The organism is Nostoc sp. CALU 1950 (assembly GCF_051172895.1).
Taxonomy (GTDB): Bacteria; Cyanobacteriota; Cyanobacteriia; order Cyanobacteriales; family Nostocaceae; genus Nostoc; species Nostoc edaphicum_A.
The window spans coordinates 1-13415 of the sequence record NZ_JBDNJQ010000204.1; the positions used below are offsets into that span (position 1 = coordinate 1).

At 41.5% G+C, this 13415-nt stretch carries 16 protein-coding genes and 1 pseudogene; 11 read left to right on the forward strand and 6 right to left on the reverse strand.

Going from position 1 to position 13415, the window contains the following annotated elements; all coding sequences use genetic code 11:
* On the reverse strand, positions 1–755 hold a 755-nt coding region (locus tag ABF638_RS33410), incomplete at its 3' end, for a PDDEXK nuclease domain-containing protein (RefSeq protein ID WP_435027108.1).
* An 84-nt stretch (positions 756–839) separates the two neighbouring features.
* Between ABF638_RS33410 and ABF638_RS33415 the strand changes: the two genes are divergently transcribed.
* The 5 genes from ABF638_RS33415 (at position 840) to ABF638_RS33435 (ending at position 6451) form a co-directional block, all read left to right on the forward strand.
* Entirely contained in the window at positions 840–1430 is a 591-nt protein-coding gene (locus ABF638_RS33415; RefSeq protein ID WP_104902328.1) for a ParA family protein, read from the forward strand.
* A complete protein-coding gene (locus ABF638_RS33420; RefSeq protein WP_435027109.1) occupies positions 1427–2155 on the forward strand; it encodes a ParB N-terminal domain-containing protein in 729 nt (242 codons plus the stop codon). Before ABF638_RS33415 ends, ABF638_RS33420 begins: the two co-directional genes overlap by 4 nt.
* Positions 2156–2527: 372 nt before the next feature.
* Positions 2528–4627, forward strand: a complete 2100-nt coding sequence (locus ABF638_RS33425; RefSeq protein ID WP_435027110.1) for a RecQ family ATP-dependent DNA helicase — start codon at positions 2528–2530, stop codon at positions 4625–4627.
* A gap of 6 nt (positions 4628–4633) precedes the next feature.
* Positions 4634–5857 (forward strand): DNA-processing protein DprA, encoded by a 1224-nt coding sequence (locus tag ABF638_RS33430; RefSeq protein ID WP_435027111.1) that lies wholly within the window; start codon positions 4634–4636, stop codon positions 5855–5857.
* A gap of 114 nt (positions 5858–5971) precedes the next feature.
* Positions 5972–6451, forward strand: coding sequence for a cupin domain-containing protein (locus tag ABF638_RS33435; RefSeq protein ID WP_435027112.1), 480 nt, complete (start codon positions 5972–5974; stop codon positions 6449–6451).
* A gap of 141 nt (positions 6452–6592) precedes the next feature.
* On the opposite strand, the gene ABF638_RS33440 is transcribed toward ABF638_RS33435, so the two are convergent.
* Entirely contained in the window at positions 6593–6913 is a 321-nt protein-coding gene (locus tag ABF638_RS33440; RefSeq protein WP_435027113.1) for a hypothetical protein, read from the reverse strand.
* Between the two features lie 836 nt (positions 6914–7749).
* Between ABF638_RS33440 and ABF638_RS33445 the strand changes: the two genes are divergently transcribed.
* The gene (locus tag ABF638_RS33445) at positions 7750–8106 is read left to right on the forward strand and encodes a hypothetical protein (RefSeq protein WP_435027114.1); all 357 of its coding nucleotides are present in this window, start codon (positions 7750–7752) and stop codon (positions 8104–8106) included.
* Between the two features lie 225 nt (positions 8107–8331).
* Here ABF638_RS33445 and ABF638_RS33450 read toward each other — a convergent pair whose 3' ends face one another.
* Together ABF638_RS33450 and ABF638_RS33455 are read right to left on the reverse strand one after the other, a co-directional pair.
* Complete coding sequence (locus ABF638_RS33450; RefSeq protein WP_435027115.1) at positions 8332–8799, reverse strand: hypothetical protein; 468 nt, start codon at positions 8797–8799, stop codon at positions 8332–8334.
* Positions 8800–8981: 182 nt separating this feature from the next.
* On the reverse strand, positions 8982–9215 hold the full coding sequence (locus tag ABF638_RS33455) for a hypothetical protein (RefSeq protein ID WP_435027117.1): 234 nt from the start codon (positions 9213–9215) through the stop codon (positions 8982–8984).
* A gap of 12 nt (positions 9216–9227) precedes the next feature.
* Here ABF638_RS33455 and mobV point away from each other — a divergent pair, with 12 nt between their 5' ends.
* Positions 9228–10967, forward strand: a complete 1740-nt coding sequence (mobV, locus tag ABF638_RS33460) for a MobV family relaxase (RefSeq protein ID WP_435027118.1) — start codon at positions 9228–9230, stop codon at positions 10965–10967.
* 319 nt (positions 10968–11286) lie between these two features.
* Here the strand turns inward: mobV and ABF638_RS33465 are convergent, their stop codons facing one another.
* Positions 11287–11553, reverse strand: a complete 267-nt coding sequence (locus ABF638_RS33465) for a hypothetical protein (protein ID WP_435027122.1) — start codon at positions 11551–11553, stop codon at positions 11287–11289.
* Here ABF638_RS33465 and ABF638_RS33470 point away from each other — a divergent pair.
* The 4 genes and pseudogenes from ABF638_RS33470 to ABF638_RS33485 form a co-directional block, all read left to right on the forward strand.
* A pseudogene (locus ABF638_RS33470) lies at positions 11461–11715 on the forward strand (tyrosine-type recombinase/integrase); the annotation flags it as partial. The gene ABF638_RS33465 and the pseudogene ABF638_RS33470 overlap by 93 nt on opposite strands.
* Positions 11712–11912, forward strand: a complete 201-nt coding sequence (locus ABF638_RS33475; RefSeq protein ID WP_194040905.1) for a hypothetical protein — start codon at positions 11712–11714, stop codon at positions 11910–11912. The pseudogene ABF638_RS33470 and the gene ABF638_RS33475, both read left to right, overlap by 4 nt.
* Positions 11909–12097, forward strand: a complete 189-nt coding sequence (locus ABF638_RS33480) for a hypothetical protein (protein ID WP_435027119.1) — start codon at positions 11909–11911, stop codon at positions 12095–12097. The genes ABF638_RS33475 and ABF638_RS33480 overlap by 4 nt, the downstream gene beginning before the upstream one ends.
* 178 nt (positions 12098–12275) lie before the next feature.
* Positions 12276–12983, forward strand: coding sequence for a hypothetical protein (locus tag ABF638_RS33485; protein WP_435027120.1), 708 nt, complete (start codon positions 12276–12278; stop codon positions 12981–12983).
* 246 nt (positions 12984–13229) lie between these two features.
* On the opposite strand, the gene ABF638_RS33490 is transcribed toward ABF638_RS33485, so the two are convergent.
* Positions 13230–13415: hypothetical protein (locus ABF638_RS33490; RefSeq protein ID WP_435027121.1), on the reverse strand; the 186-nt coding region annotated here is incomplete at its 5' end.

The window sequence follows — 13415 nt, forward strand, 5'->3', positions numbered from 1 at the left end:
ATTATTAACTCAGCCCTGCTGAGTCCTTTTTTATGGTTTAGTCTAAACTCCAGTAGATAAAAATCATTATCTCCTACTTTTAAATTATATTGCTGACCAACAAAAGCAAATCCTACACCCAATTCTAAAAGAAATTGGGTAATGTGTTTAACAAGTTCTTTTTCTACTTCTCGTTCTTGTGCTGCTTCTCCTAAACTTAAAAAATCAAAAACATAAGGGTCTTTTAAAGTCTCTCTAGCAATGTCTGATTGAGGAGAGGGTAATATAACATCAAAGTTATTAACAGCTTTCCCCTGACGTTCAAAAAGTCTATTGTCAATTTGTAGAGTTAAAATATTTCGACTCCAACCATTTTCTCTGGTTTTTTGTATGTACCATTCACGCTCAAAATTGTTTTTAACTTTATCTAAAATTACACAGTTATGAAACCAGGGAATTAGTGCAGCAGCCTGCTGCACAATTTGCTCATCTGGGTAAGCTTCAGCAAAAGCCCGCATATAGTTTAGATTACGTGCTGAGAATCCCTTCATGTCTGGGAAAGCTTGTTTTAAATCTCTGGCGAGACGTTCGATAACTTTTGCACCCCATCCCTGCTGCTGCTGTCTGATGATAATTTCGCGCCCGATTTGCCAATAAAGTAACACTAACTCACGGTTAACAGACAAAGCTGCTCTTACTTGGGCGTTGCGTATGCGTTCTTTTAACTCTCGTAAAAAGTCATCATAGCCATCCATTGGTGATAAGTTATCAGCCATACCCCAACCCGTGTAAATTCTCTTTAATTATTGTCTCTTGTGCTGTACAATCCGCCATCATGACTGGAATGTGACTAAACTGCAATGATTATTACTATCGCATCGTTCAAAGGGGGTGTAGGAAAATCTACCACAGCAATACATCTGGCAGCTTACCTTGCTATCAAAGGTAAAACTGTACTAGCTGATGGTGATCTTAATCGCTCTGTATTGCATTGGTCAGAGCGTGGTAAAAGTCCTTTCGATGTTTATGATCAGAGCGAAATAGACCAAGCCAACGATTTTGAGCATCTTGTGATTGACACTCCCGCCCGTCCTGCCAGTAATGAGTTGAAAGCATTAGCAAGCTCTAGTGATTTACTGATCATTCCCACACATCCCAGCACTTTTGCTCTAGAAGCATTGATTGAAACTGTGGGAGAACTGAACGAATTGCCGCCTGGAAGGTTTAAAGTTTTACTGACTTGTGTTCCTCCTTCCCCCAGCCGTGATGGATATAAAGCCAAAGAAAGTCTTGAAAAAATTGGCTTACCTTTGTTTAAAACTTGGATTAGAAGAATGGCTGTTTACCTGAAAGCTGAAAATTTTGGAGTTCCAGTTTATATGGTAAAAGATCCTCGTGCTTCTGATGCCTGGAGCGATTACCAGGCAGTGGGTAAGGAAATTCTCTCATGACCAATTTTGATAAAATTCTGGAGGTCGCTCAAAAACGGCAGGGGCAATCTCAACCCCTAAAGCTCCAAGATTCTACAGTTTTACTGGAGCAGATTAAAGACCGTGAGCAGGATACGCGACCTTTAAATCCGAAGCACGTTGAGTCTTTGGCAGAGTCAATTGCTGTTTTAGGATTAATAGAACCATTAGTTTTAGATAATAAAGCTAGATTGCTGGCTGGAGGGCATCGGTTAGCGGCAATTCAACTTCTAAAGGAACAGCAGGCAGATAAATATCTTCATCAGTTCCCAGATAATCGCATTCCTATCAGAATGTTGCCATTTGATGCGGAGTCAGAACCAGATTTGGCACTGCAAGTAGAAATAGCAGAGAACGAACAGCGTAGAGACTATACGCCAAACGAAGTAAAAGCAATTGCCGAACGTCTACGCACTGCTGGATTTATTGACGTAAAGGGAAGACCCAAGAAAGGACAAAAGCCTTTAATGCCTGCTCTAGCCGTTGTAGTTGGCAAAAACCTCCGTACAGTACAAAGGTATTTTGAATCGAAGCAAGATACTGAACCAGAAAAAAGTACGACACCTGTCGTACTTTTAAAACAAGCATTAACTAAGCTGAAGCAGTGGCAACAAATTGAGCCGAAAACCCCGAAAGAGAAAGCTTTAGCAAAACGTCTGCCAGAACTCCTGAATTTGATTGAGGATGTTTTGAGTGGTGAGAAATAAACTGATGTATCTGGATTTTAGCCAAAATATTGACCAACCGAAAAGTACGACAGGTGTCGTACTTTCAATAAATACTACACATGATTTGTATAATGATTTACATTAAACTGATGGTTTTTAACTACACTAAGGTTTGCATATATGGGGTTTGCTAAAGATATTACTAAATTGTCTGAACAAATCCGTAAGCGATTTGATAACATTTGTGGCAAAGAAACAGCTAAGATGGCGCTAATTTTCCCTTTTTTAAGCGTTCTTGGTTATGATGTCTACGATCCTAGTGAAGTGATACTATAGGCGAACGCTCCAACATAACTAATACTGGTTGTCTTTTATGTTACAACAGAAACGACAATTAGTTACTTAGTATATATGACAACTAGTATTCACGAACAGGGATTATTGCTTCTGCGTCAAGCGCTTGATAACTCTACAGCTGACTTTCGCTCTGGACAATGGGAAGCTATTGAAGAGTTACTCGAGCAGCGATCGCGTTTACTCGTTGTTCAACGCACTGGTTGGGGAAAAAGTCTAGTTTATTTTTTAGCAACTCGCTTGCTACGAGATCAAGGTGCAGGTTGTACTCTTTTGATTTCTCCACTACTGGCTTTGATGCGAAACCAAATTGCAGCAGCCGAACGCATTGGTGTAAAAGCCAAAACAATTAACTCCAGCAATACAGATGAATGGCAACTAGTAGGAACACAGTTGCTAGCAGGAGAAGTAGACATTCTGCTAATTTCTCCCGAAAGACTAGGTAACGAAGAATTTCGAGAAAAGATTCTTTTACCAGTATCTCAACGTATAGGTTTATTTGTTGTTGACGAAGCTCATTGCATCTCCGATTGGGGACATGATTTTCGCCCTGATTTTCGCCGGATTGTGAGAATTTTACAGGCACTTCCCCAAAACATCCCAGTATTAGCAACAACTGCTACAGCTAACAATCGAGTTGTAAATGATATAGTCGCTCAGTTGGGATCAACTCTGCGTGTTTCCAGAGGAAATTTAATCAGACAAAGTTTGCATCTGCAAAATATTGCTATCCCTAGTCCAGCAGCACGAATGGCATGGTTAGCCCAACAGCTTCCTAACTTGCCAGGAAGTGGGATTATTTACACCTTAACTGTTAGAGATGCAGAAAGAGTTGCCGATTGGTTAAAAACTCAAAACATTAATGCTAAAGCATACCATAGTAATTTAGATAACGAAGTTCGTATAGTATTGGAAGACAAGCTTTTAAATAATGAAATTAAGGTATTAGTAGCAACTACAGCATTAGGAATGGGTTTTGATAAACCAGATTTAGGATTTGTAATTCATTATCAGCGTCCTGGCTCTGTTATCCATTATTATCAACAAGTGGGACGAGCAGGTAGAGCGGTAGAAAAAGCCTATGGAATTCTTCTGAGCGGTGATGAAGATGATGATATCACTAACTACTTTATCAATACAGCTTTCCCCCCAGAGATACATACGCAAAAGATTTTAAATGCACTAGACGAAGCTGTAGATGGTTTTTCTGTTCCCCAATTAGAGCAGCAAGTCAATCTTTCACGGGGACAAATTGAAAAAGTTTTAAAACTGCTATCACTGGAATTTCCTGCACCTGTAACTAAGCAAAATTCAAAATGGTATCTGACCCCAGTCTTTTATCAACCTAACACTGAAAAAATTGAAACACTCACACAAATTCGTCGCCAAGAACAAGCCATAATGTTACAATATATGCAAAGTCAAGAATGCTTGATGAGTTTTCTCGCGGCAGAATTAGACGATCCTCATCCCATAGCTTGCGGTAAATGTGCTGTGTGTTTGAAGAGACCATTATTACCAGAGACTTGCTCAATCGAACTTATAAATAAAGCAATTCAATATTTACGTCGCAGCGACCAAATCATTGAACCGCGCAAACAATGGCCACCACAAGCATTGCCCAATTATGCTTTTTCAGGCAATATTAAAAATAATTTACAATCAGAATCGGGAAGGGCATTATCTCTATGGGGTGATGCAGGCTGGGGAGAATTAGTCAAGCAGGGTAAATATCAAGATAATCATTTTGATGATGCACTGGTGCAGGGTGTTATTGACATGATTCAACGTTGGAAACCACAACCCTTTCCGACTTGGGTAACTTGTGTTCCCTCATTGAATCGTCCAGAACTCGTACCAAATTTTGCTCGACAACTGGCAGAAAAATTAGGCTTGCCGTTCATGCCAATTGTGCGGAAAGTTCACCAAACTGAATTTCAGAAAAAGATGAGCAACAGTTACCAACAAGCTCATAATTTGGATGGTGCTTTTGCCGTTGACTCTGGGAAAGGAATGAGTGGTTCTGTTTTCTTGGTTGATGATATAGTTGATTCCCGTTGGACTTTTACTGTAGTTGCAGCACTTTTGCGTCGTGCTAACAGTGGAGTAGTTTTTCCTGTGGCATTAGCACTCAATTCATTCGGTCAAGGGGATTAGAAAATCATGTTCAATCATGTCCTGCAACCAGATACTCAAGCAATTTTGCTGTTGTGTGCCAGCTTTGGGCAAAATCGTCAAATTGAGCCACAACCTCTGACTTTGAGTGAATATAATTCTTTAACAGACTGGTTGCGGGAAAACCAGATGCGCCCAGCAGATTTACTAGAATCTACAGCCAAAAAACAGTTAGACAAAATTACTCTTAATAAGCTTAACCCTGAAAGGCTTTCAGCTTTATTAGAACGGGGTATGATGCTAAGTTTGGCTGTTGAGAAATGGACTAATCAGGGATTATGGGTACTGGGAAGAAGTGACATAAACTATCCTAAACGTCTCAAGCAAAGACTGAGACATTCAGCACCAGCAATTCTCTATGGTGTTGGCAATATGGAACTGCTATCTCTAGGAGGATTAGCAATTCTCGGTTCTCGTGATGTTGATGACAAGATACTTGGCTACACGCGAAGAGTTGCACAAAACAGCGCTGTACAAGACATGCAAGTGATTTCCGGTGGGGCACGTGGAGTAGATCAAGCAGCAATGCTAGGCGTGTTGGACGCAGGAGGAACATCTGTTGGTGTACTGGCGGATAGTTTGACTAAAGCGGCAGTAAACAGCAAGTATCGGTCTAGTATTCAAGAGGGTAGACTTACTTTAGTTTCTAGTTACGACCCTGAAGCTGGTTTCAATACTGGTAATGCAATGGGGCGAAACAAATATATTTATGCTTTAGCAGATTATGCCCTTGTAGTCAGTTCTTCTTTCGGTAAAGGCGGTACTTGGGCGGGTGCAGTGGAAGCGCTTTCCCGACTTCAAGATATCCCAGTTTTTGTACGGTTGGAAGGGGCTGTGTCAGAAGGTAATCAGCAACTGCACAATCAAGGTGCAAAATCTTTTCCGGCTGAACCCTGGAACGATTCATTGAGAGAACTTTTGACAAAAGCGGCTTCTTGCATTGAACCGATACAGATTAAGGTAGAAACAACAACTCAAGAGACTATTTTGGATATTCATCCACAAGATATTTATCAAGCTATCTTACCTTTTATTCTCAATCATTTACAGCAACCGAAAGATGCAAAATCTCTGGCGGAATGTCTGGATGTCAGACCATCTCAAATGCAGGATTGGTTAAACAAGGCTGTGAGTGAAGGGAAGGTCAGAAAAATTAACAGACCAGTCGCTTATATAGTCAATAAACCAGCAACTCAACTTTCTTTATTATGATAGTGTCACAGAGGGTACTTTTATTTTAGTGAGAACAATACCTTTGCCAAAATAAGAGCCGACAAAAATTTGGAATTGGTATTAGCCCTCATCATTCCGTCTTAAGAGGTTCTAATGTCAGAAGGAGCAAAATTGATCGCCATCAACGCAAGTAATGCACCAGCAAGAACTAAGCCCTCAAACTATCCTGAACCATTTGCATCGCGTATGGTGGGCAGGGAGAAACACCCACTAGGTGACTTGTTTGGGATTACGAACTTTGGTGTAAACCTAACACGCCTAGCTCCAATGGCAATTTCAGCCCTTCGTCACGCTCACACCTTGCAAGACGAGTTCGTGTACATCTTGGAGGGGCATCCAACGCTACGTACCGACGAAGGTTGTACACAACTCTGCCCAGGTATGTGTGCCGGCTTCAAGGCTGGCACTGGTAACGGCCACCATCTGATCAACGAAACAAAAGAGGATGTTCTTTACCTCGAAATCGGGGACAGAACACCCTCTGACTCAGGCAGCTATCCCGATGACGACCTGATGGCCAATTTCGAGAATGGCTTGTGGAGATTTGTCCACAAAGATGGCACACCGTACTAATTTTGTCAGAGCCAGTAGGGTGATATCGGCATAGAGCCGGCCATCTCGGCTCCATGTGTAATCGGCAATTAAGATTGCTTCCACAAGAGCAAATGTCTCATTGCAGAGGTAGAAATTTGCTCATGAATGCTTTCGACACGCCTATGAACTTGCGCCAGCTTCAGCCGCCGCTACATCTGGTTTAGGCTCTTTCGCCTTCTTTTCAAAGATTTGAACCCCAGCATCAACTACCTCAAACCCGTTCTCTGTGCGCTGTCCAAGCTTTCCCGATACAGCCCCAGCCCAGTCTGCAAATTCTGAGGCGCTAGTTTCAGCCTTCCGCCAACTTTTGGCATTAACTTGAGCAGTGAAAACTATGCCGTTCTGATCAGTTAACTCGATTGCAACTTTCTTATTCTCAAGAGGTGTAGCTGTTGGTAGTTCGCCACTAAATTTTATTGTCACTTCGCTTTTGGCTTCCATCGCTTACCCCTGGCTCATCATCAATTAAAATTCTTCGCTCTTGATTTTATCTTGGATTAGGTTGACCAGAAGGTGCGCGATCGCTCGGCTATCGTAGTTAGATCACTTTGAAAGTCAACGTTGAGCATTCGGCTTGAACGAGAACCAAGACTCAACATTAAAAAACAAAATCCACAAAAAAAAATTACCCCTGTTTTTGACCCTTTTTTCGTCTATCTAATTGATAATCATTCTTAAGATGAACCGCCCAAACCGTGATTATTGACACATTTATCAAGAAATATTACAGTTTTGGCACTAACTTCTTGATTTGACTCAATTCGTGCATCTGAGATAAAACCTCGAAAAAACATCCATTTTCCCCGCCCTCACCAACTACATTCAACATCTCCCAATATCTAGACAATATCTCCCAAATCTCCAATTTTTTTCTTACTTTTTACACCTTTTAAATCATCCAGTTACAAAATTCTCATTAGCTCAAAAATTCCCAATAAATCCGAACAGTTCCCAAGACTTATAAGAAGTCTCCCATTTGATCCCAATAATTGGTCAATTACCCTGAAATTCGCTTAAAAGCTTTTAAGCTCTGTAATCCATCTTTTTCTGACGCACAGTACGCCATATTTGGCGGAAAGTTTGTTGAGCCAAAAATGGATTTAAGTAATTTTCAAATCACTTGGAGCAATTCAAACTACTTTAATACTACATAAGTAATATAAAGGAACGCGATGGCGTAACCGCCCGCCGGAGGCGATCGCCCCATTCCCCATTCTCAATTCCTCCATGCCTACCCAACAAAAACAAGGTTTTTTTGTTTTGGTGGCGGGGTGGCGATGGCTACATCGGGCGGTTACGCCATCGCGCATAGAAAATTTTACAAGGTTGGTAGCTCCCGGTTTGATTTTGGGATTGCTAAGAATAGTGTCTTGAGTGGTGTATTAATCGTGAGCAAGCCAGAACAGCCTTCAGAACAAGATAAGCCTGACGAAAAACAAATGATTGTCGAAGGTCTTCTGTTCGTTTTCGTGTTGGTTCCAGCTATATTGTTCGTTTTTAGTATGATTATTACGGATTATTTGGCTCAAACACCACCAGTGAGGTCGTTTGATGATGCCGCTAGAAATTCAAAAACTCTATGCGAATCAAGCAAGCAAAACGAAGGTGGCGATCCTGGGGATTGTCGCAAATGAAATAAAAAATCTTTACTGCACCCAACTCGAAGAATTGGAAGAAGAACAAAATTTTTCTTGTCTCAAGTCTGCCCAAGTCTGCCCGTGGGCGCTCATGGGCAGACTTGGGCAGACTGGTTTTTGAGTAAGAAAATACACAATGGCTTACTTGTAAACCCCGGTTAATATAAGGTGATTAGTAAGATTTTAAGTAGTGAATTGATGCAATGAGCTTTTTTTCAACTACTACTGGACATTAAACAGGTTGTTAATCTGCTTTATTTCTTCTGGAAGTTCTAGTTCTATCAAATCGTCAACGTCCTCATCCTGCACAAGGTCATCCGAGGTGGACACAAGCGTTTCATCATTCAAGTTCTGATTATTTTTAGTGTCCGTTACATTTGTTGGAGAAGTGCTTAACCCGATTGTGTAGGATGAAGGTAATTTTTCTATGCCGGCTATCCTTCTAACTGTGGCAAGTTTTCCTTCTAATTTCTCGATCGCAGACCAACAAGCTTTACTTAACTCTTCAGAACTGACTTGACCCTCTAATGCTTCTGCCAACCAAAAAGCAGTCAGAGCTTCCATTGAAAATTCAGTCGCGGCTTTTCCAGAAGGATGGTTCAATAAATATTCAATCACCTTACCCTCCCAAGATTTAGACTTGCGTTTAATTCTTGGCAACTCAACATAAAAGTTGCGTTTTTCGCTCATCTTTTCTCCTAAGTAGTACAACGTTTATCGTATAAAAACCCATCTGTAATTTTTGTGAGTCTAACAGTGGTGTAAATGAGTTTAAGAGTGATGTAAATGAGTCTAAAAGGGGTGGAAAAAATCGCTTGAATTGGTAAACGATTGAGATTGTTATGAGTATTATAGTGGTTTAAATGAGTTTTTTAGTGGTGTTTGGGGGAAAAACTGTAATAACGCGCTGAATATGCTTCAAAAGCTTGCTGTGTAAGCTTTTGAGGCGCAGGAGGGGGACTGCCACCAAAAATTTTCGGTAGGGTGTACCATAATTTAGGTGTACCCACTACACCTTTTTGCCCTGCGGGTGGCTTTCGCCATTTCTCGCTTCGCTCAAACAAAAAGGTTTCGTGGGGTCTGCGACGCTCTAAACCCAATTTCACGAGTGAACGGAGATGCCTTACGCTATTGCACGTATCAAAAAGCTAAAGCGCAGTAACTTGGCAGGCAGTGAAGCGCATACCGCAAGACTTAGAGAAACGCCGAACGCTGATCCATCCCAAAATAATATCAGGTTCATCGGTCATCACAATCCCAATGAATCATTAGATCAATTGGTGATGGAGAGGATAAGAGAACAGAAGCGGAAGATTCGCCCGGATGCGGTGTACGCAGTAGAGATTTTATTGACCGCTTCACCAGAATACTTCCGCCCCGATTGCCCAACACAAGCCGGCTACTATGAACCCGAAAGAGTCGATTCTTGGTTAGAGGCATCTAAAAAATGGTTAGAGTCGCAGTACAGCTCACGCGTAGTCAGGGCAGAGTTGCACTTAGACGAAGCCACCCCACACATCCATGCTTACTTTGTTCCCTTGGATGATTTGGGGCAACTCAGAGCCAAGCACTTTTTTGACGGACGGCAGAAGATGAGGCAGTTCCAAGATTCTTATTCTGCGGCCACCGAACATCTGGGGTTAGAGCGTGGCATTAAGGGAAGTAGAGCGCAACACCAGGACATCAAAGATTTTTACAGCATCGTCAACTCTGGCATTGAACCAAATAGCAGTTTGACGGAATCCCAATTACAAGCCAAAGCCGCCCTCAGCGACAGAGCGCAAACCAAAAAACAGGAGATAGAAGCCACAGCCAAAGCTCTGGTAAAAGAAATTGAAGCCAAAGACCAACTCATCAAACAATTACAGACAGAGAAACTTCTTCTTCGGCAGCAGACAGAACAACTGCGCGACTTGCCACTTGTTGATGTCGCCTGGGAGTTGGGACTACACAATAGCCAAGGAAAATGGAGGGGTCACGGACACATCATTAATATAGATGGGCCCAAGTTTTACGACTTCGCCCCCGAACAGCAGAAAGGCTCAGGGGGTGCGATTAACTTGGTGATGCACGTCAACCAGTGCAATCTGCGGCAAGCGGTCGTCTGGTTACATGAGCGTTTTGGGGAAGCTGGGGTGGAACGTGCAGCGATCGCAAAAGCTCGTGAAGTGGCTGCTGAGATTATCCAGTTAGAACCACGCGACAAATTCAGGCTACCAGTTGAGGATAAAAGCAAGTGGTCTTCTGTCTCCAACTACCTGACCCAGAAACGGGGAATACCTGAAAATTTTGTGGAACTTCTGCATAAAAGGGGGTTAGTTTACGCTGATGATCAGCAAAACGCTGTGTTCGTCATACGGAATCTTGGCGAAGAACCCCAGGCAATAGGAGCATTCCTGCGGGGAACACGGGGCGAGAACAACACTTTTCTTGGGTATGAGAAAGGGACTAAGCGACGTGAGGGCTGGTTTCACTTCCGCTTAGGCGGACAGCCAACAGATCCTGTAGAGAAAGTGGTGCTTTTGAAATCGCCCATCGATGCTGTGTCTTTTGCCATGCTGGAATATCAGCTTAGAGGCGACGTGCCACCCAATAGAACTTTGTACATGGCGGTAGATAATCCCAAAAGCTTACCAGTAGAGCAATTGCAGAATATTCCTAATTTACAAGTGGCGTTTGACTCGGACGATGCTGGCAATGCAGCTGCACGAGTTGTTAAGGAACTACTGCCACAGTCCAAGCGGCTCAAGTGCAAGGCTGACGATTGGAATCAGCAGCTACTTGATTATGGGCAGCAGTTAAGGCAACAGCATCAGCAGCAGCAACAGCAGGAGCAGGATGATGAATTGAGTCTTTAATAGTCAGCGTTCAAGAGAGTGAACTGTACAGTCCCCTTTTGTAGTATTAATGTAGCTGTTTGGTACTTCTTTTTGATTCAAGTGATTTGAAATTTACTTAAATCGTCACTTTTCGCTCAAAAAAACTTTCCGCCAAAGATGGCGTACTGTGCGTCATCAATGAAAATTCAGTTGCCGCGAAAGTGCCGTAGGTATGCCATACATACTCCATGAGTCAACATGTTTTTATCATAAAAATCGGTTCCAGGAACTTCCAGTCAGTGGTAATAACTGACTGAATAATGACTGATAAATGCCCGATATTGCCATGAGTTTTATGTTATTTTGACTGATAATTGCCACAGAAATGACATACTCTCAATTTGGCTATGCTGATTTGTTTTGATACCAAGAAAATAGCTACTAAAATTTGACAATAAGGGTGCTTTTGATCAGCTTGCTCTCGGTTAGGAATAGATTCAGGTGGTTCATCAATGACTGGGATTTTAGATGTGGCGTGAGTACCCACAGCTTCAGGCGTACCGCGCTCACCCAGATGAGTAACGCTGGCATACCACTGCGGGTAATTCAGGAAATCTCTCTTCATCGGAATTTGGAGCAGTTGTAGAAATATTTGGAAGTGAGCAACGAGCAGGTGTTGGGTGCGGCGGCGAGTTTGGCTATGCTATCGCCAGTCGGGGAATCGTTATTAACAGTAGAGGAGGCTTCGTCAAAAGCACCAGCAAACAGATTTACGAGGGAAAAATGAAACAAGAAACGTTCACTATTTTGTCGAATGTGTACACACAGCTACAGCAGATTGCAGCACAATTGTACACAGCAGCAGAAGTAGCACTGCAAAACGATGATTTTGACGATGCTAGTTTGCTTCAAAGTAGAGCGGATAAAATTTATGAAGAGGCTGAAAATCTGGATGCTTTGATAATTGAACTGGAGGGCGAATGAAAACTGTAGAACAATTAAAAACTCGTATTCAAGAACTAGGCAGAGAGGCTGCACAGTTCAGTCAGCAAGCGGCTGAAACGAGTAAACACAACCGAGAACAAAGTAAAATTTTAATGCAACGAGCCAAAGAAGCTAGTAAACGTTGCCAATTATTGATACAAGAGCTAAAAAGACAAAACACTTAGTAGCCATATCAATATTTTTTATTATGCAGTATAACAAGGGCAATCGCACTCACTACCGCCGCCACAATCGCCTACAATAACCTTTACTTCCCTCGTGGCTACCTTTCGTTGGGTGTTGGGCATTAGGCATTGGGACGGGAGCAAGGGGCATTAATCCGCATTATAAAATCCTAAAGTTATGACAGACGTAAAGCCAACTCAAGACCTTATTGTTGAAAATGTCAGATTATTAATAAAGGTTGCTCAATCTTTTACAGAAGAAGTTCCTGAGCTTAAAAAAGCTATAGAAGACCTTTCAAATAAAGTAAATAAGTTTGAATTTAATATTGAAGGACAAAACAGAAATATAGATATTTTTAATGTATCAATAAATGAAATTAATTTAAAAGTTAATGAGCTATGTAATCTTGTTCCAAAAGTTAATGAAGAGATTCTAAAAGTAAGACAAGATTACAATAATAGCCTAAGTTCAATAAGGACAAATGTAAGCTCTTTTGAAAACTCAGGAAATTTGCTTTCAAGTGCAGTTAGCAGAATTGATAGGGAAATTGGCGATCTTGCAAAAAGCAGTGAAGTTAACAATATAATCTCTGCTGCTATTAATAAAACACAGCTTGATCTAACAAATACTTTAGTTTCTAAAAGTGATTTAGATAGGCTAAAGTTAGATATTGAAATAAAAATACAAAGCGCAGAAAATAATGCACGCATTCAGTTTTTTGGACTTTTAGCCACTTTGATTCTTGGTTTTTTGGGTGTAATGTTTACAATTTATAGTACTGCCAATCAGTCAGTAAAAGAGAATCAAAAAGCCAACATACCATCTACTGAAAAGTTACAAAATCAACCTGCTAATTTAGTAAAACCATCTCGTCCAAATCAATAATATTTTCAATATTTTCGAGTAAAGTGAGAAACCCAGGTTTCTCACGAAGAGAAAAATGGGGTCAAAAACTGCGAAATAGCGCGATGTCTTTTGTTTGCCTATTTAATGCTTGCCGTATCCGTTTGGGGGTAATGTCGGGAAATATTGATTTGACGACATTGGGGTTAAACTGGCGTACAGTAAAGCATCCAGACCAAGATTAACCCAAATAGTGATCACACTTTTTGACAAGCAACAAAACCTAACTCAACCAATTACAAATGCTTCTCTGAGGTAAACATCTCGGTTGCCTTCCTCAGTCACCACAGTAATAGTCCCATGTGTTTTGTCATAGCTGGTCATCTCACCCGCAAACTTGACAGCACCACTAAGTGTAACGACCTGCAATACTAATCGCTCAAACCTGCAATCAAGACATTTACAAACCAGGAT